Source organism: Streptomyces sp. NPDC002324 (assembly GCF_053593335.1).
On record NZ_JBSFCF010000028.1, the window covers coordinates 36,582 to 53,965 of the forward strand.

General features: G+C 68.7%; 15 protein-coding genes. 10 read left to right on the forward strand and 5 right to left on the reverse strand.

What is annotated here, in order from left to right; translation table 11 throughout:
- The first annotated feature begins 62 nt into the window (after nucleotides 1-62).
- Nucleotides 63-1,028 carry an ATP-binding SpoIIE family protein phosphatase gene (locus ACWCRJ_RS30165; protein WP_450942261.1) on the forward strand — a complete coding sequence of 322 codons (966 nt, stop codon included), beginning with the start codon at nucleotides 63-65 and terminating at the stop codon, nucleotides 1,026-1,028.
- On the opposite strand, the gene ACWCRJ_RS30170 is transcribed toward ACWCRJ_RS30165, so the two are convergent.
- On the reverse strand, nucleotides 946-1,722 hold the full coding sequence (locus ACWCRJ_RS30170; protein ID WP_450942262.1) for a polysaccharide deacetylase family protein: 777 nt from the start codon (nucleotides 1,720-1,722) through the stop codon (nucleotides 946-948). The genes ACWCRJ_RS30165 and ACWCRJ_RS30170 overlap by 83 nt on opposite strands.
- Nucleotides 1,723-2,153: 431 nt before the next feature.
- On the opposite strand from ACWCRJ_RS30170, the gene ACWCRJ_RS30175 reads away from it, so the two are divergent.
- Nucleotides 2,154-3,095 (forward strand): RNA-binding protein, encoded by a 942-nt coding sequence (locus ACWCRJ_RS30175; protein WP_450942263.1) that lies wholly within the window; start codon nucleotides 2,154-2,156, stop codon nucleotides 3,093-3,095.
- Nucleotides 3,096-4,416: 1,321 nt separating this feature from the next.
- On the opposite strand, the gene ACWCRJ_RS30180 is transcribed toward ACWCRJ_RS30175, so the two are convergent.
- On the reverse strand, nucleotides 4,417-4,872 hold the full coding sequence (locus ACWCRJ_RS30180; protein ID WP_450942264.1) for a CPCC family cysteine-rich protein: 456 nt from the start codon (nucleotides 4,870-4,872) through the stop codon (nucleotides 4,417-4,419).
- A gap of 902 nt (nucleotides 4,873-5,774) precedes the next feature.
- Here ACWCRJ_RS30180 and ACWCRJ_RS30185 point away from each other — a divergent pair.
- A complete protein-coding gene (locus ACWCRJ_RS30185) occupies nucleotides 5,775-6,152 on the forward strand; it encodes a nuclear transport factor 2 family protein (protein WP_450942265.1) in 378 nt (125 codons plus the stop codon).
- Between the two features lie 252 nt (nucleotides 6,153-6,404).
- Here the strand turns inward: ACWCRJ_RS30185 and ACWCRJ_RS30190 are convergent, their stop codons facing one another.
- Entirely contained in the window at nucleotides 6,405-8,357 is a 1,953-nt protein-coding gene (locus tag ACWCRJ_RS30190) for an RICIN domain-containing protein (protein WP_450942266.1), read from the reverse strand.
- A 377-nt stretch (nucleotides 8,358-8,734) separates the two neighbouring features.
- On the opposite strand from ACWCRJ_RS30190, the gene ACWCRJ_RS30195 reads away from it, so the two are divergent.
- Nucleotides 8,735-9,235 (forward strand): GNAT family N-acetyltransferase, encoded by a 501-nt coding sequence (locus tag ACWCRJ_RS30195; protein ID WP_450942267.1) that lies wholly within the window; start codon nucleotides 8,735-8,737, stop codon nucleotides 9,233-9,235.
- A gap of 257 nt (nucleotides 9,236-9,492) precedes the next feature.
- Here ACWCRJ_RS30195 and ACWCRJ_RS30200 read toward each other — a convergent pair whose 3' ends face one another.
- Nucleotides 9,493-10,131, reverse strand: coding sequence for a hypothetical protein (locus tag ACWCRJ_RS30200; RefSeq protein ID WP_450942268.1), 639 nt, complete (start codon nucleotides 10,129-10,131; stop codon nucleotides 9,493-9,495).
- A gap of 196 nt (nucleotides 10,132-10,327) precedes the next feature.
- On the opposite strand from ACWCRJ_RS30200, the gene ACWCRJ_RS30205 reads away from it, so the two are divergent.
- From ACWCRJ_RS30205 to ACWCRJ_RS30230, 6 genes are all read left to right on the forward strand, one after another.
- Complete coding sequence (locus tag ACWCRJ_RS30205; RefSeq protein WP_450942269.1) at nucleotides 10,328-11,239, forward strand: LysR family transcriptional regulator; 912 nt, start codon at nucleotides 10,328-10,330, stop codon at nucleotides 11,237-11,239.
- Nucleotides 11,240-11,392: 153 nt separating this feature from the next.
- The gene (locus ACWCRJ_RS30210) at nucleotides 11,393-12,562 is read left to right on the forward strand and encodes a CaiB/BaiF CoA transferase family protein (protein ID WP_450942270.1); all 1,170 of its coding nucleotides are present in this window, start codon (nucleotides 11,393-11,395) and stop codon (nucleotides 12,560-12,562) included.
- 19 nt (nucleotides 12,563-12,581) lie between these two features.
- Nucleotides 12,582-13,358: a crotonase/enoyl-CoA hydratase family protein gene (locus ACWCRJ_RS30215; RefSeq protein ID WP_450942271.1), complete on the forward strand. Its 777-nt coding sequence runs from the start codon at nucleotides 12,582-12,584 to the stop codon at nucleotides 13,356-13,358.
- Between the two features lie 5 nt (nucleotides 13,359-13,363).
- Entirely contained in the window at nucleotides 13,364-14,110 is a 747-nt protein-coding gene (locus tag ACWCRJ_RS30220) for an acetoacetate decarboxylase (RefSeq protein ID WP_450942272.1), read from the forward strand.
- On the forward strand, nucleotides 14,107-15,078 hold the full coding sequence (locus ACWCRJ_RS30225; RefSeq protein WP_450942273.1) for a 3-hydroxyacyl-CoA dehydrogenase NAD-binding domain-containing protein: 972 nt from the start codon (nucleotides 14,107-14,109) through the stop codon (nucleotides 15,076-15,078). The genes ACWCRJ_RS30220 and ACWCRJ_RS30225 overlap by 4 nt, the downstream gene beginning before the upstream one ends.
- Nucleotide 15,079: 1 nt before the next feature.
- On the forward strand, nucleotides 15,080-16,297 hold the full coding sequence (locus ACWCRJ_RS30230) for an acyl-CoA dehydrogenase family protein (protein ID WP_450942274.1): 1,218 nt from the start codon (nucleotides 15,080-15,082) through the stop codon (nucleotides 16,295-16,297).
- A 530-nt stretch (nucleotides 16,298-16,827) separates the two neighbouring features.
- Here the strand turns inward: ACWCRJ_RS30230 and ACWCRJ_RS30235 are convergent.
- Nucleotides 16,828-17,190 carry a hypothetical protein gene (locus tag ACWCRJ_RS30235; protein ID WP_450942275.1) on the reverse strand — a complete coding sequence of 121 codons (363 nt, stop codon included), beginning with the start codon at nucleotides 17,188-17,190 and terminating at the stop codon, nucleotides 16,828-16,830.
- Nucleotides 17,191-17,384 lie beyond the last annotated feature (194 nt).

The window sequence follows — 17,384 nt, forward strand, 5'->3', positions numbered from 1 at the left end:
GCCCGTCTGGGCCGGCATGGGCCGACTGCGCACGGGCCGTACGCACTCTCGCAGACGTCGACATGTCGCCGGACGAGCTGTTGACCCACCTGGACGACCTGGTCCTCCACCTCGCCGGCGACCATCAGCCCACCGGCCGCTTCCAGCCGACCGGCGAGACCGGGGCCACCTGCCTGTGCACCGTCTACGACCCTGTCTCCAGGCGCTTCGCGCCTGCGAGCGCCGGTCACCCCCTGCCGCTGATCATCTTCCCGGACGGCACCCGGGTCCCGGTTGCCGCACAGCTGGGACCGCCGCTCGGCATCGGTGGGCTGCCCTTCGAGGCCACCGAGTTCCAGCTGCCCAAGGGCGGCCTGCTCGCCCTGTACACCGACGGGCTGGTGACAAGCCGCGACCGGGACATCGACGAGGGGGTCGCCCAACCGCAACAGATGGTCACCCACTCGGTCACCTCGCTGGAGGCCGTGTGCGACACAGCGATGGACGCGATGCTTTGCGCGAGCCGCACAGACGACGCCGCTCTGCTGCTCGCTCGCACCCACGCGCTGCACCCCCAGCACGTCGCCACTGGGACATCGAGCCGGACACCGCGCAGGTGCCGCACGCCAGGCAATTCGCCGTCTACCAGGTGGAGGCCTGAGGGCTGGAGGACATGGCCTTCGTCACCGAGCTGGTCGCCGGCGAGCTGGTCACCGACGCCCTCCGGGACGCCGACACCCCGGCTCCGCACCTGCGCCGGGCCCCGCGCCTTCGACGAGGGCGGCCGGGGCCTGTTGCTCGTCGCCCAGCTCACCCAGGGATGGGACATCCGGCACACGACCAACGGCAAGACCATCTGTTGCGCGCGCAGCCCCTCGCCCAGTCTGAGCCGCAGCCGCACTGCTGCGGTCGCGGCAGTGCGGCTGCGTGCATGCTCCGGGAGTGGCTGCTGCGAGAGTCAGTCCGTCACTTGTAGATCTTGCCGGGCTCGGCCTCGGCCGGGGCGAGCAGTTGGGAGACGGTCACGAAGGTGTAGCCCTGGTCGCTGAGCGCCTTCAGGACGGAAGGCATCGCCGGCATGGTGCCCTTGTGCAGCGGGTGGAGCAGGATGATTCCGTCGCGGTCGGCGCCTGCGAGTACGCGCTTGGTGATCAGCGCGGTGTCGTCCGTCTCGTAGTCCTTCGCGGTCACGGTCCACAGCACCTGCGCCATCCCCATGTCCTTCGAAATCCTGGAGACGCGGTCGTCGGTGCGGCCCTGGGGCGGGCGCATCAGCGTCGGCTCGCTGCCGGTGATGCTGGAGATGGCCCGTGTTGTGCGGCGCAATTCGTCGCGGATCTGCGTATCGGAGACATCGGTCAGCACTGCGTGCGTCCAGGTGTGGTTCCCGATCTCGTGGCCCTCCTTGGCGATCCGCCGCACCACATGCGGGAACGTGTGGATGCGTCGTCCTTCGAGAAAGAATGTAGACGGCGCCTCGTGCTCCTTCAGGAGGTCCAGCAGTCGGTCGGTGGGTTCGCCCGGATTGCCGTCGAAGGTGAGCGCGATGCACTTTGCTTTCCGGCAGTCCACCTGTCCCGGCAACGCGCCTGGTCCGGACGCGGCCTGATTACGTTCCTCGCGCGGGGAAAGTGTCTCCAGCTTGTTCGCCTGGATGACCAGGATGACGGTCAATGTCACGGCCGCCACCACGGCCAGGGTAAGGAGTATGGGTAATCGATGCCGCCTTTTCAGGATCTTCATCCCAAGGAGAAGATCGCAGCGTCGGAAGGGTTGCCCAGCGGCCTCGATAGTGAGGCAGGACACATGTGTGCAGCGCGCTTCAGGTGCGCGTGAGGACGAAATGCGGTTCCTGCGCGACACGTTGAAGCTGCTCGCTCAGGAGCTGCACTTCTGCGCCGAGCAATAGCTCCTGAATGACGGGAGGTTCTGGCCGAAGCACGGCGCACATGAGCCCAAGCTCTGGAGTTGTCACCAGCGGGACCGGCTGAGCTGGTGAATGGGGACGACCGAGGCAGCCTTGCTGTCACACGCGAGGCATCCGACTTGTCACAGGCGCTCATTCGGCAGTCTTTCTGTCACCAGAAAGATCTGTCGGGTTGTGCGGAACTGGGAACTGCGAGTTCGGCTCGGGACCTACGCTGGCGCTACCTTCCACCTTGTCTAGGAGTAGCGTGCCGCCTGCCTTCGTTCACCGGATCACGAAGTACGACCCCGCCGACCGTGACGAGCACGGCAGCTACCGGGGCGCGGAGGAGGCGATCAGTGACCACGGGCCAGTCGAGGCCGCGTACCTGGAGGCAATCTCCGCGTTCGCGGAAGCTGCGGGCATCGACCGGCTGGAGATCCGTGAGCCCTCCGTCACCGGGCTCGTCCACTTCGGTGCCCAGCCGGCGGTCGAGGGACACGGTCTTAGCGGTCTCTTCCCGGCTGACCTCACCGGTTACCACGACGGAGCCGAGGTCTCCTTGGCAGTGGCCCTGGAGCTGATCCGCGTCATGCTCCGTGAGCAGGGCGCCTGGTGTCGACTGGAGGTGGGAGACGTTTTTGCCGTGCACGTCGGATGGGACCGGTACGTGTACGTGGGCAGCGACCGACCCTGCACGGACGCCGTGGTCCGTACGCGGGAACTCGGCCTCTTCGCGGAACCGCTGGTGGCTTCCCCCTACGCCGCGGAACCAGAGGTGACAGAAGCCGCCGACGAAGGCTTCTGGGCGTCGGTGTGCACCGAGCTGGCGACGCGACAGGGCCTGCTCCTGGAGGAAACCCATATCGTCAACGCCACACGCTGGCACCGTCTCACCACGGAAAACCTCGACACGGTGCGCGCCGGTCTCGGCCCGCGCGCCCTGCTGACCGTCTGGCCCGACCTGCAACCCGACGTCGGCGCGGTCCTGACCGCACTGCCGTCCGAATGGCACATCGAGTTTGTCTGGGAGACGGAGGACGGAACGATCAGAGACGTGACCGTCGATGAGACCCAGTACCAGGAGCTCGCTGCCCTGGTAGCCGACGCGCGAGCGGCCCGGGCCCTGTCCTTCTACGCCGACGAACGCAGTCCACTGCTCCAAGCCGTTCTACCCGACAGCGACGGTGTGCTGCGCGCACGATGGTGACCCATTCATGAGCTGAAGCTCAGAAGTTGTCACGGCACCGGCTGAGCTGGCGAATGGGGATGGTCGAGGCAGCCTTGTTGTCACACACCAGGCGTCCGACTTGTCACAGGCGTTCATTCAGCAGTCTTTCTGTCACCAGAAAAGAAGATCGGGAGTCTGCGGTTTCCGTGGGGCTTCGATGGGCTCATGTCCGCTACACGTGCTGGGTCGGGAAGGGTAGTCGAAGCTGCTCACGCCGGGTCCGTCTGGTCGCATCAGTGCAGCTGGGAGGACCTTTTCGTGTCGACGGACGTCGATGCGGGCAGGTCCGTCCCTGATCTGGGCGACGGCTGGACGAGACGGTGGGCGGTCTCGTGGCGGGTCGGTGGGGACGATGCGTCCTGATCGGTACACCCCTGACTACCGCGCGGTGACCCGGCGCGGCATCTGGCTGATCGACGTGCGCCCCGATCCCTTGATCAAGGAGTCGGACCGGGAGTCGTTCGCCGCGGCCGCCGAGGTCGCCGTCGCCTGCGGCTGGCGCTACGCGGTGGCCGCCCGCTGGCACGAGCACGCCTTCGCAGGGCTGGACGCGATGGCGTCGCGACGCCGGCTGAGGTCCGATCCACTGGGGCTTCGGCCGGTGCTGCTCGCCGAGCAGCGGGCGGGCGGAGGTTCGGCGAGCTCGCGGCGGCAACCGGCTGCGAGCCGGTCGCCCGGGCACGGCTGCTGCACCTGCTGTGGTCCCGGCAGCTGGGAGTCGACCTGGCCAGCCCGCTCCAGGACCGCTCGCTCGTGCTGCCCGCCGGGGAGGCGAGCCGGTGACCGCGGCGGCGGTGCTGGGCCTTTCCCCCGGCGCCGGGCTGGTGCTGGACGGGACGGAGTGGACGGTCGAGCGCCGCGAACCGCACCTGGGCCGGGTTCGGTTGGTCAAGGACGACGGCACCCGCGAGCGGATGACCTTCCGGTTCCTGTCCAACCACCCGCAGTGCCGGCCGTCATCGCGGACGTCGTCGGCGGGGGCCGACCGGGGCCGCCAGCGCAAGGCATCCGAGGACCTGAAAGCGGGCCCGGCTGGAGCTGACCGAGCTGCGGATGGCCCACCTGCGGGAAGTGGCGACCGGGTTCCGCTCCGGTGACCCGTTCCACCCGGGCCCGGGTGAACCGAGCGCCGGCACGCGAAGGTGGCGGAACTCGGGGCCCTGGACCCTGCTCACGCGAAGCTGCTGGGGCTGGGCTCGGTCGGCTACCGCACGCTGATCCGGTGGGAGAACGCCCGTGGGCCGACCGGCGAAGGCTGACGACACATGCGAGGGAGACGATCCCGGACCAGGTGGTGGCATCATCCGCCGGCAGAACGCCAGAACCCGGTGTTCCGATAGCGCCACCAGTACAGGGCAGTTCGGTCGTCGGGCCATGGGGCCGACGGCAGGTCTTTCGGCTCGAACTGGTCACGCGCGGGATCGATGGGGCGCCAACTCGAGTCCATCGGCTCATGGTCCTCGGGCGGGCGGACGTGCTCCACGGCGCGTTCCTCACAAGCTCCGAAAGCGTGGTAGTTCTTCTGAGCCTCCACCAGCGAAGGCCGGTTCGCGCCGCCCCGGTAGCCCGGCCAGCGAAGCTGGACAGCATCGTCCTCCCAGAAGCACACCGGACAGATCTGATACGAGCCCGGCGGCTCATCCATCGTCAGATGGCCGCAGCAGACGCAGGGATATCTCAGAACCACGTGGGTGATCCTGCCCGGCCCCGCCACGGCAACCAACTCAGTTTCCAGCGAGCCGACATCAAGACCCATGAGGCCAACGCCGTTCTGCCAGGACCGCCCTAGGCCGGCATGACGTACATCTATCGGCCGCCTGCCCGTTCCGCTTCCTGGAACACCCAGGCTGCGCTCTCGGTGAGCGGTCTCCCGGTGTGGCGCTGTCCAGAAGCTCGGCTCCCCGCCACGGGACTGCGGTCAGCCGACGCAGTGATCGTCTCGTACGGCTTCCGGGTGCGCATGGGAATCTCGGACTCGGCCGGCAGCGTCCGGGCCTTCGGTCACGACGGGGGCCGGCGGGCGCATCGGCTCCGCCGACCCACCGCGACCACTCGCCTTCGGATACCCCAGGGACCGGGTGTCCACCCCCGCCGACGCCCGGGACCTGCCCTGGGCTCGCCATCCGGACCATCGTCCGGGCCACCTGTCACCACTGACCAGCCCCAGTTGTGTTGTTCGCGGTATCGCAAGACGACCGCGGGCCTCCGGGCCCGGCCCGACGCGGGGCGCCAGGACGGCCCGGGATGGCCGGGCGATGCGTCGGCGTTCCGGCGAGCGCACAGCCGTCGCGTCGGCCGGGGCCCGGCCACGAGCATGCAGGGCACTGCCGCTTCCGGTAGAAGGCGGACGAGCAACGGCCGACGCCCGCCCCTCCCGACGCCGTCGCAGGCCGTCAGTGGAAAAAACATCCCAAGGCCCCACCAAGACTCCGCGACGAACGTCGTTCCGACGAGCACTTACTTGAAGAGTCAGATACTGTCTTGTCAGACATGCACGTCCGTTCCAGGGCGCACCGACCCCGGCCTCAGCACCGGCCTCAGCATCAGCATCGAGGCGATCGCGGACGTCGTCGTCGCGTGCGGCCTCCCTCGGACACCACGCCGGTGGATGACTCATGCCGGCCCGATTTCCCGTACCCGCCCGAGGCAGGAGAGCCCATGTCCGCTACAGACAACAAGGCACTGGTGGTCGCGTTCTACGAGCAGGCGTTCAACGACTTCCAACCGGAGCAGGCCGCCGCCCACCTCGGCGAGACCTACCGCCAGCACAACCCGGAGGCCCAGGACGGCCCAGACGCCTTCGTCGGCTATGTCCACTGGCTGCGCGGTCAGTTCCCCGAGCTGCGGCTGGACATCAAGCGGGCGATCGCCGAAGACGACCTCGTGGTGACACACAGCAACCTGCATCTCGAGCCTGGCGACCGGGGTCTGGCCGTCGCGGACTTCTGGCGCGTTGTCGACGGAAAGATCGTCGAACACTGGGACGTGATACAAGAGGTGCCCGAGAAAAGCGCCAACGACAACACGATCTTCTGAGCCCGATCCGGCACCCGACGGACCGCTTCGATCGCGCGCTGGAGGTGACGTGGGGAAGGAGCTGTCGCCGCACCCACGTCGGCAGGGCGCCACGACACCACGCCGACGCAGGCACGGACCCTGCGGCGGCGAGCGGGTGAACTCGCGGCCCCACAGGGGAACATACGGCGACAGGCGACAGGCGGCAGGCGGTGGCGACGGGCGGCAGGCGATGGGCGGTGGCGACGCCCGTCGCCGTGACCGTCAGGATCGTCAGACCGCGACGATCTGCCACTGCTGCCGCGTCAGCGACGCATACGGCTGCTGCTCGATCTTCGCCCCGTCGGTGGTGCTGCCCTCGTCCACGGCCAGGCAGAGCCCGCTGTAGCGGTTGATGAGGAAGTAGTAGCCGTCACCGGTGGGCGTGACCGCCCATTGCTGCTGGGGGGCGCCGGCGTCCGACCAGATGTCGACGTAGCCACCGTCGTCGCGGGAGAGGGCGCCCACCTCCATGAGCTTGCCGCTGCCCGCACCCTTGATCTTGTAGTAGCCGTCGCCGGTGTTGGCGAAGGTCCACTTCTGGTTCGCCGCGTTGAGCCATGGCCACTGGAGGAGGTGGGTGTCGTTCGCGGTGCCTCCGCCCTCCACGTCGGCGACTTTGCCACTGTTGCGGTTGACCAGCCGGTAGACGGTGGCATTGCCGGGCAGCGTGGTGGACACCAGTGACGGCTTGGCCGTCCGGCCGCCGATATGGACGCCGCCGACGTTGGCGTAGCCGCCGGTGGCCGCGGTGGCCCGGATCCGCACGAAGCCCACGTTCCGGGCGGGCCATTCGGCCACCTTGGTGGCACGGTTGCCGGCCCAGGTGCCGGTGGCGACCTGGGTGAAGTTCGTGCCGTCGGTGCTGGTGGAGATGGTGTACGAGGTGATGTCACCGTCGGTGGCGTCGTTGCGGTTCCACTGCTTGGGCAGGTACTCCAGAGTGGAGACGTTGCTCCACACCCCGCCCAGGTCGATGGTGATCGAGTGCGGCAGGGCCGAGGACAGTCCCCATGTCGACCAGCAGGTCTCGTATCCCTTGTCGCTCAGCCCGTCTATGGCGTTGAGCGGTCCCTCGCCGGTGCGGAAGCCGGTCGCGTAGGCGCTGACGGGTGTCACGGGGTGCTCGGCACGCAGCATCTGGGTCGGCAGCGCCGGCCTGGAGGTGTCGGGGCTCCATGCCGCGCCGACTTCGGCGAGCCGGTTGACGATGTTGGTGTCCAGCTTGCCGTTGCGGTTGGGCGGGCAGTTGAGGATGAACGAGGTGTACTTCGGTTCCAGGTCCGCCAGATGGGACAGGATCGCGTCCTTGCTCATCAGGCCCTCGGTGGGCGTGGAGGGATGCCAGAACCACCCGTTGCTGATCGTCTGCCCTTGCGTGGCGGCGTAGGTGTTTCCGGCCGGGGCGGAGACGCCCAGCGGCTCCTCGAAATAGATCGCGTCACCGAGGAACGGCACCGACAGCGCACCGTGGTCGATCATGACGATGTCCGGCTGGAGCGACTTCACGTGCTCCCGGATCCGCTGGTAGGAGAGGGCCTGTTGCCCCATCTGCCATGCGTAGCCGTCGGTGACGAACAGGTCGATGGCGCCGTAGTTGGTGAGCAGTTCGGTGATCTGGCCCAGGATGAACGGCATGTCGCCGGGCTGGATGGCGTCCGTTGTCTCAAGACCGGACACCCCGTGTCGGCTCTCCCACGCCTCGACACCGAAGGTGCGGTCCCAGATCGAGTAATAGAGGCCGACCTTCAGCCCTTTCGCCCGGAAGGCGTCGCAGTACGCCTTCACCACGTCCTTCTTGTAGGAGCTGTTCGCGACGTTCTGGGTGCCGTAGGCGCTCGGCCACAACGCGAAGCCGTCATGGTGTTTCGTCGTCAGGATGCCGTAGCTCATCTTCGCCGCTGCTGCGGCCGCCGCCCACTGGTCACAGTCCACGGCTGTGGGCGCGAACAGAGCGGGGCTCTGATTCGGGGCGGCCCACTCCTCGTTGGTGAACGTGCCCAGGTTGAAGTGGTTGAACATGCCGAACCGCATGTTCACCAGGTTGCTGAGATTGGTCTGCGAGTCCGCGGCGGCCGCCTGCGTCAGCAGGGGCGACAGCGCGGGGAGCACGGGCAGCGCGGTGCCGGCCACAGCACCACCCGCGGCACCGAGCAGCGCGCGACGGGACAGTCTTCCTGATGACATGGGCGTACTCCCGGTTCGGGGTGGCTCCGATGTGTCGGAGTGCAGCACTGGGGTGACAGCCGGAGGGTGTTCGGCCGGCAGGCCTGTCGACGCGGACTCCCTCCGGGCCCTCAGGCGCCGGATGTTACGCATGAAGTTCAGTGATATGACGCCGCGATGTCAATGAGTACGGGGATGAAAGTGCTCTGATCAAGAACAAAATGAGTCCGATATATGGGCAAAGCTGATTCATGTTCCTTATATACATGCCATGTTTTCACGAGCTTCCGGCGGCGCGTCACACCGGCAGGTTCTGTCCCCGCCTCCCCAGGCACAGGGACAGCTACCGCCGAGGTAACTCAAGTGCCCCCGACACATCGTCTGGATAGAGTCGGGCCATGCCCGAGTTGCAACAGCTGCACGTCGCCCACGCCCCGGCGGTCCTGGCCTTCGAACTCGTGAACCGCGCGTACTTCGCCGCCTCGATCTCCGACCGCGGCGACGACTATTTCGACCAGTTCACCGACCGGTTCCACGCCCTGCTCGCAGAGCAGGAGGCCGGCGTCTGCGCCTTCTACGTGCTCCTCGCCGAGGACGGCTCGGTGATGGGCAGGTTCAACCTGATCGACTTCAGCAACCACAGTGCGGTGCTCGGCTACCGGGTCGCTCAGCAGGCGGCCGGCCGCGGCGTGGCCACCGCCACGGTCCGAGAGCTGTGCCTGCTCGCGGCGTCCCGACACGGGCTGCACACCTTGCGGGCGGCCGCCAGCCACGACAATGCCGCATCTCAGAGGGTGCTGGCCAAAGCGGGGTTCACCTCCGCCGGTCCGGCCGACCCCGCTCACCTCGGCGGGAAGCAAGGAACCTGGCACGAACGGAAACTCCTGCACCAACCGTAGATACGACCGTTTTTGAGGCCTGAGGCCTGAGGCCTGAGGCCGACCGAGAGACAGCCGCGGCCACCACTGACCGTCATGAGCCGCAAGTGACCGTCATCAGCCGCGGGTCTTCGTGGCCGACCTCGACCACCAAGGTGCTGGACAGTCTTCGACGACGACGCTCGGCCACCTCCCCGATACCCCGTCAGCGGCTTCACTTCCTGTGCCTCACCGTCAACGGCCCCAGGAGCCGACGCAGGCGAGCGGCATTCCTCCTGCTATGTGCGGCGCATGCGACCTTCGTCGAGGTGGGCGATCTCTTCGAGCAGCACGGCATTCAACTGGGCCCGCGCGGCGCGTACCCGCTCCAGGGCCTCCAGAACCTCGTGCCGTAACGGGCCCCTTGGCTGGACGGCGCTGCGCAGGAGTTCGGAACGGACTTCGCGGGTCGCCTCTCTGAGCCGACCCAGCAGCTGGGACAGGGCCGCGGAGGCAGAACTGTCCCCGTCACCCGGTCCCGGCCCGCCGGGAGTCGCCCACACCGACGGAATACCGTGCGGAGGCGTGTCCTGCGATTGGAGCCAGAGACCGCTGTGAGCCAGAGCGTGTCCGGCCTCGGTGGCTTCGGCGGCGACTCGGTCCACGACCTCATCGAATCGGTCCACGTCCACAGGGCGGTGGGGAGCCTGCAGATCCTGCACGGTGCGCTCCAGCACATCGATCCATGCCCGACCCGTGGTGCGCACTTTCAGCAGCCGCGTGGTCTCGGCTTCCCTTCGCCGAGTCCGCTCTTCACCCATCCTCTGCTCCGCCTGCCGCCGATGCAGAAGTGTGGGGCCGTAGATGGCCGCGAGGCCGGCGATACCGGCTCCCCCGAGAGCCCCCAGCAGTCCGTATACCGCGCCGGTGTCGGTCATACCCGATCCCCCCGAAGTCTCCCTGTGCGAGCCCGACCTCCCGACCATCGTTCCCCCGCAGCCGGACAAAGCAACCGTGACCCGCACACGAACACGCACCCAGTCCTGTCAACAGGTCGACGCCGGGCCGCGCCGCGTACCGGCCCGGGCAAGGCCCTTGATCACTCCCGCCCGGCGGCCCTCTACGGTGGTCACCGTGGAACTCCTGCATCTGCGTTACTTCGTCGCTGTCGCCCAGGAACTGAACTTCTCCACCGCGGCCCGCAAGCTGCACATGGCGGCCTCCCCCCTGAGCAGACGGATCAAGGATCTCGAAAAGGAACTCGGCCACCGCCTCTTCGACCGTGACACCCACCATGTGACCCTCACACAGGCCGGCAGCGCGCTGCTGCCGCTCGCCCGGGGCGTGCTGGAGCAGGTCGACTCCATCCGGTGGCGGCTGGACGAGACGGCCCGGCCGCAACGGACCACCCTGCTGGTCGGTGTGCCCAGTGGCATCCATCCGGATCTGCGCGAGCGGATGGACGCCCTGGCCGAGCGGGTCGGCGAGCGGTTCGAGATCAAGCGCTGGCCGGGCGGCAACGACCGTCTCGTCGACGCCGTCTGCGACGGCAGACTCGCGCTGACCCTGGCCCGCCTCCCGGCCGGCGGCGACCCGGCGCTGGAGCTGCTGCCGGTGATGTCCGAACGGCTCGGAGCGGTCGTCCCCAGGGACCGGTTCGCCGGGCGCGAGTCCGTCGCCCTGACGGAGCTGGCCGATCTCTCCTACGTGGTCTCCCCCGCGGGAGTGACCACGGCGTACTTCCGCGCACTGGACCAGCAACTGTCCGAGCTCGGCATCAGAAAGCGCGTCGAAATCAGCAGCACCACATTCGACGGAATTTCCGAGATAGTGTCCAGCGGACTGGCCTTCTCCATTGCCATGCTGGACCACAGGAGTCCAGTCACGAATTTCCATCTGGACAATGTCACCGTCCTTCCGTTCTCCGATTTCCAGCCTCGGCTGGAGACCGGCCTGCTCTGGCGCAAGGACCGAGGCGAGGGGGGTGACCTGCAGGAAGTTGTGACAGCAGCCCACGAGGTGTTCACCGAACCACTCCAGTCGTAAACACCGCGAATTTTTCAAAAAAGGTGGTACGACCGCTGCGGTCATACCACCTTTCGCCATTCGGTCATTCCCTCAACTTCATCTCCTCCCTTTCCCGATGTAACTTAGTTTCCAGATACATGGACATCGCGAAGCAAGGAGTGAGGATAAGCCATGACGGACCTCGCAGACACCGTCACCGGCCCCCTGGCGGGCACCCGCGTGATCGACCTGTCGACCGTGGTGATGGGTCCCTACGCCGCCCAGATCCTCGGGGACCTCGGCGCCGACGTGATCAAGATCGAGTCGCCCGCCGACACGGTCCGCGTCGGCGACTACCGCACCACGCCGGGCATGACCCCGCTGAACCTCAACGTCAACCGCAACAAGCGCAGCGTCTCCCTCAACCTCAAGGACGACACCGACCGCGAGCGGGCCCTCAAGCTGATCGACGCCGCGGACGTACTGATCACCAACATGCGCCCCGGCGCACTGCACCGCCTCGGCCTGTCCTACGACGACATCGCAACCCGCAATCCCGGCCTCGTCTACGCGCACGCCCAGGGCTTCCGCGGCGACTCGGACCGGGCCGGCAACGCCGCCTACGACGAGAGCGTGCAGGCCGCGTCCGGCCTGGTCGACATCGCCGACCGGGCGCTGGGCGAACCCGTCTACCTGCCGACGATCATCGGCGACAAGGTCTCCTCGCTGACCATCGCCTACAGCGTGCTCGCCGCCCTGCTGCACCGCGACAGGACCGGCCAGGGGCAGCTCGTCGAGATCCCGATGACCGACACGATGATCGCGTTCAACATGGTGGAGCACCTCGCGGGCCACACCCACGTACCCGAGACGGGCCCGACCGGCTTCCGTCTGTCGATGCTCAAGGGTCACAGGGCGGTGCGCACCAAGGACGGCCTCGCCTGCGTCATCCCGTACAACCCGCGCAACTACCGGGACTTCTTCACCGCCGCCGGCCGACCGGACCTCGCCGAGGACCCGCGCGTGGGCGGGGAGGTCGTCGACAGCGCCGACCACGAGGACCTGGCCGCGCTGGTCGACGCCTGCGCCCCGGCGCTGACCACCGAGGAGTGGGCCGAGGTGTGCGCCAAGCACAGCATCCCCATGGCCCCGGTGCTGGAGCTGGACCGCGCGCACGAGGACCCGTACGTGCAGGACGGCCACCTCCTCGACACCGTCGAGCACCCCACCGAGGGCACGGTCCGCACCATCGGCATCCCCGTGCGGTTCTCCGCCACCCCCGGCTCGATCCGCCGCCTGGCCCCGGTCGTGGGCCAGGACACCGAGGACGTCCTCGCCGAACTCGCCGCCACCAACCGCTGACCAGCGCAGGAGACCCCCCATGACCACCCCAGTCACCCCCGTCGTCCGCACCGAACGCATCGGCTCCACCCTCCTCATCACCCTCGACCGCCCCGAGGCCCGAAACGCCGTCAACGCGGCCGTCGCCGCCGAACTGACCGCCGCTCTCGACGAGTTGGAGGCCGACCCGGAGCTGCGAGCCGGCGTCCTGACCGGCGAGGGCGGCACGTTCAGCGCCGGCATGGACCTCAAGACCGCGCTGCGCGGCGAGTCGCCCGAGATCGAAGGCCGTGGCTTCGGCGGCCTGACCGAGGCCGAGCCGGCCAAGCCCCTGATCGCCGCCGTGGAGGGCTTCGCCATGGGTGGCGGCTTCGAACTCGCCCTGGCCTGCGACCTGATCGTCACTGCCGAGGATGCCCGGTTCGGTCTGCCCGAGGTAAAGCGCGGCCTGATCGCGGCGGGCGGCGGCGTGATCCGGCTGCCCAAGCGCGTCCCCCACCACCTGGCCATGGAACTGCTCCTGACCGGCGAGCCCGTCGACGGGCGCCGCGCGGGGCAGCTGGGCCTGGCCAACCGGGTCGTCGCCCAAGGACAGGCTGTCGCCGAGGCCCTGCGACTGGCCGAACAGCTGTCCACGAACGCCCCGTTGGCGCTGGCCGCCGTCAAGCGCGTCGTCCGTGCCGCCGACGGGGCCCCGGACGCCGAGGCATTCGCTTTCCAGCGCGGGGAGATGAAGACGTTGATGGCCTCGGACGACGTGCGCGAGGGCATGACCGCCTTCGCCGAGCGCCGCCCGCCGCGCTGGACGGGGCGGTGAGGGGCGTGCGGACCGAGGACGTACGACAGCACCTGACCACTCCGCTCACCAGCCCGGCGTACGCGCCGACGATCCCCCGGTTCACCGACCGCGAGTACCTCAACATCGTCTACCGCACCGACCCCGACGCCCTGCGGGCCGTCGTCCCCGAACCGCTCCGCATCGACGAACCGCTCGTCCGGTTCGAGGTGATGAAGATGGGCGACGTCAGCGGCTACGGCCCCTACACCGAAGCCGGCCAGGCGATCCCCGTCAGCTTCGAGGGCGAGCAGGGCGAGTACCTGCACGCCATGTACCTCGACAACTTCCCGGCGACCGCCTCCGGCCGCGAAGTCTCCGCCTACCCGAAGGTCATCGGCTCTCCGGCGCTGTACGTCGACTCCGGCGCGCTCGTCGGCACCCTCGACCACGGCTCGCTGCGGGTCGCCACCGCCACCATGGGCTACAAGCACCACGAGCTGGACCCGCGCGAGGCCGAGGCGCAGATCTCCGTGCCGACGTTCATGCTCAAGGCCGTCCCCGGCTACGACGGCCTGCCGCGCGTGCAGGAACTCGTCCGCACCCGCATCACCGACCTCACCGTCAAGGGGGCCTGGACCGGCCCCGCCCGGCTCCAGCTGTTCGCGCACGTCCTCGCGCCGCTGGCGGACCTGCCGGTGCTGGAGATCGTCTCCGCCGGCCACATCCTCACCGACCTGACGCTCAACGGCGTCGAGCCGGTCCACGACTACCTGAAGGGAGTCGTCTCATGACCCGCACCCCCGTCTTCCGGACGGCCGCCGTCATCGGCGCCGGAACCATCGGACTGTCCTGGACGGCCCTGTTCGCCGCGCACGGCATGACCGTGCGGGTGAGCGACCCGCGCGAGGACCTCGCCGAGGCCGTCGCCGACGCCCTGGAGCAGTACGCCCCGCACCTGGCCGCCCGAGGACTGGACGTGAGCGGCCTCGCCGACCGGGTGCACCTGACGGCGGATGTGACCGAGGCCGTTCGGGACACGGACGTCGTCCAGGAGAACGGCCCCGAACGCGTCGAGTTCAAGAAGGACTTGTTCGCCGGCATCGCCCGAGAAGCTCCCGCGCACGCGCTGTTGCTCAGCTCCTCGTCCGCGATCCCCTCCACGGCGTTCACGGGTGAGCTGGCCGACGAGGACGCCGCCCGCGTCCTGATCGGCCACCCCTTCAACCCGCCGCACCTGCTCCCCCTGGTCGAGGTCGTGCCCGGCGAACGCACCGGGGAGGACGCCGTACAGGCCGCTCTGGACTTCTACACCTCCCTAGGCCGGACCCCGGTCGTGGAGCGCAAGGAGATCCCCGGCTTCGTCGGCAACCGCCTGCAGAACGCGCTCAGCCGCGAGGCGGTGCACCTGGTCGAGCAGGGCGTGGTCACCCCCGAGGATCTCGACCGGGTCGTGACCGACTCCCTCGGCCTGCGCTGGGCCACGGTCGGCCCCTTCCTCGGCTCCCACCTCGGCGGAGGCCCCGGCGGCTACCGGCACCTCGTCGCCCACATCGGCGCCTCGATGCAAGCCCTGGCGGACGGCCCCGGCCGCCCCGCGCAGACCCCCGCCCAACAGGAACGGCTCATCGAAGCCGTGGAAAAGGCTTACGGCTCCTCCACGTACTCGGAACTCGCCGAGACGCGCGACCGCAAGCAACTGGCGGTCCTGGACGCGCTGGACGGCGCGACCCGGACGACCACCCCGAAGGAGGAGAACTGAGATGACCACCACCACGCAGCCCACGAACCCCGGCCCCGTCGCCGACGAACTGACCGCCGACTTCTACCACTTCGAGTCGCTGCTCCCGGACGAGGAGCGCAAGATCCTCCTCAAGGCCCGCGCCCTCATGCGCGAGCAGGTCAAGCCGCTGGTGAACGACAACTGGGCCAAGGGCGAGTTCCCCACGCAGCTCATCGGCCTGTTCCGCGACAGCGGCCTGGCCGGACTGCCCTACGAGGGCTACGGCGAGCACGGGCCCGCCACGAGCAACCTCCTGTCCGGCATGCTCGCCCTGGAGATGGCACGTACCGACGCCTCGGTGTCGACCTTCTTCGGCGTCCACAACGGCCTGGCCATGTACTCCATCCACTCCGGCGGCGACCAGGAGCAGCGCGACCGCTGGCTGCCGGCGATGGCCGCGATGGACAAGATCGGTGCCTTCGCGATGACCGAGCCCCTCGGCGGCTCCGACGTCGCAGGCGGCATGCGCACCACAGCCCGGCGCGAGGGTGACACCTGGGTCCTGAACGGCGCCAAGAAGTGGATCGGCAACGCCACCTTCGCCGACTACGTCGTCGTCTGGGCGCGGGACGTCGACGACAACCACGTCAAGGGCTTCGTCGTCGAGAAGGGCACCCCCGGCTTCGCCCCGGAGAAGATCGAGCACAAGGTCGCCTTCCGCATCGTCGAGAACGCCGAGATCACCCTGACCGACGTCCGTGTCCCGGAGGCCGACCGCCTGCAGCGCACCAACTCCTTCCGCGACGTCGCCGAGATCCTGCGGGCGACCCGTGCCGGGGTGGCCTGGCAGGCGCTCGGCGTCATGACCGGCGCCTACGAACTGGCCCTGGACTACGCCCGGGAGCGTGAACAGTTCGGCCGTCCCATCGGTGGCTTCCAGCTCGTGCAGGACCTCCTGGTCAAGAGCCTCGGCAATCTGACCGCCTCCTGGGCCATGCTGGTCCAACTCGCCAGCCTCCAGGACGCCGGAATCTTCCGAGACGAACACTCCTCCCTGGCCAAAGCGTTCGTCACCTCACGCATGCGCGAGGTCGTGGGCTGGAGCCGGGAGATCTTCGGCGGCAACGGCATCCTCCTCGACCACGACATCTTCCGGTTCTTCGCCGACGCCGAGGCGATCTACTCCTTCGAGGGCACCCGCGAGATGAACACCCTGATCGTGGGCAAGTCGATCACCGGCCGGAGCGCCTTCGTGTGAGGAACGGCGCGACCCTCACCAGCGGCGCATTCCAGCCGCGGCCGAGACGCGGCGGCCTCACGGTGGACCGCGCCCGCCCGTCGATGCCCCGGGGCCATGAGCCCCGGGGCATTCTTCGCGGAAGCCGGACCCGCGCTCGCGGCGGCGCGACAGGGGTGGCGCATCGGCGGGCTGCGGGAGGGAGCAGCCTGGGCCTTGCCGGCCGGCCCGGCGCGGGCGTACGCCGGCGAGTCCGGCCCACGCCGCCAGGAAATCCTGGTGACCGTTTCCCTGCCCGCCGACGCCCGGCCCCCCGGATCGCGGGGGCGCCGATCGCCGGCGCCGACCGCGACACCGACACCGACACCGTGGAAGACAGGTGCGTACGACATGTACACCGGTGCCATGCATCGGGAGCGTGGGGCCCGACCGTGGTCGGAGCCCCACCTCCGAGCCGTACATCCGGGACCTCAGGAGCCGCTCCCTCCGGACAGCGGAGCCGGGCCCTCCACCCTTCCCCCCTGGGGAGTCAGCACCCCGGACCCATCAGGTCATGCGCCTTCTCGCGGCTCCTCCTGAGGATCCGCCCGATGTGCCCGATCACCGGCCGCGAGAGAGCCCTCCAGTTCCCGCTGCCTGGCAGTCAGAGCCCTCGCCAGCATCTTCGCCCGGTAGGGGTTTTCCATACTCAGAGCCTTCGCCACCTCCACCGCCTCGTCCAACAGAGCCAGCCGCCGCTCCGGCAACTCCCGTACCAGGGGCGACGTGCTCGCCTCCACCAGGACGTACGCCAGCTTCGACCCGTACGCCTCCGGCTCGACCTGCGTCAGAAGGCGGTAGATCCACAGTCCCTCGGCGCCACGCACCACCCGCCGGTTGGCACTCAGCAGCCTGACCCTCGCCTGCACAACCATGTCCTGATCCATCGATCCCCCTTCGTCCCCCCACACACCCGGCCGGTGCACGTCACACGGCGAGACAGCACAGCGAAAGCGCCGACAACCGAGAGAGGCTGTCGGCAGGTTGGCCGGAGAGTGGATGACGACGAGTCTGGCGCGCGGTCCCGGCTGCCACAAGGTCGAACGGACGTGCCGTGTGTCCTACCAAA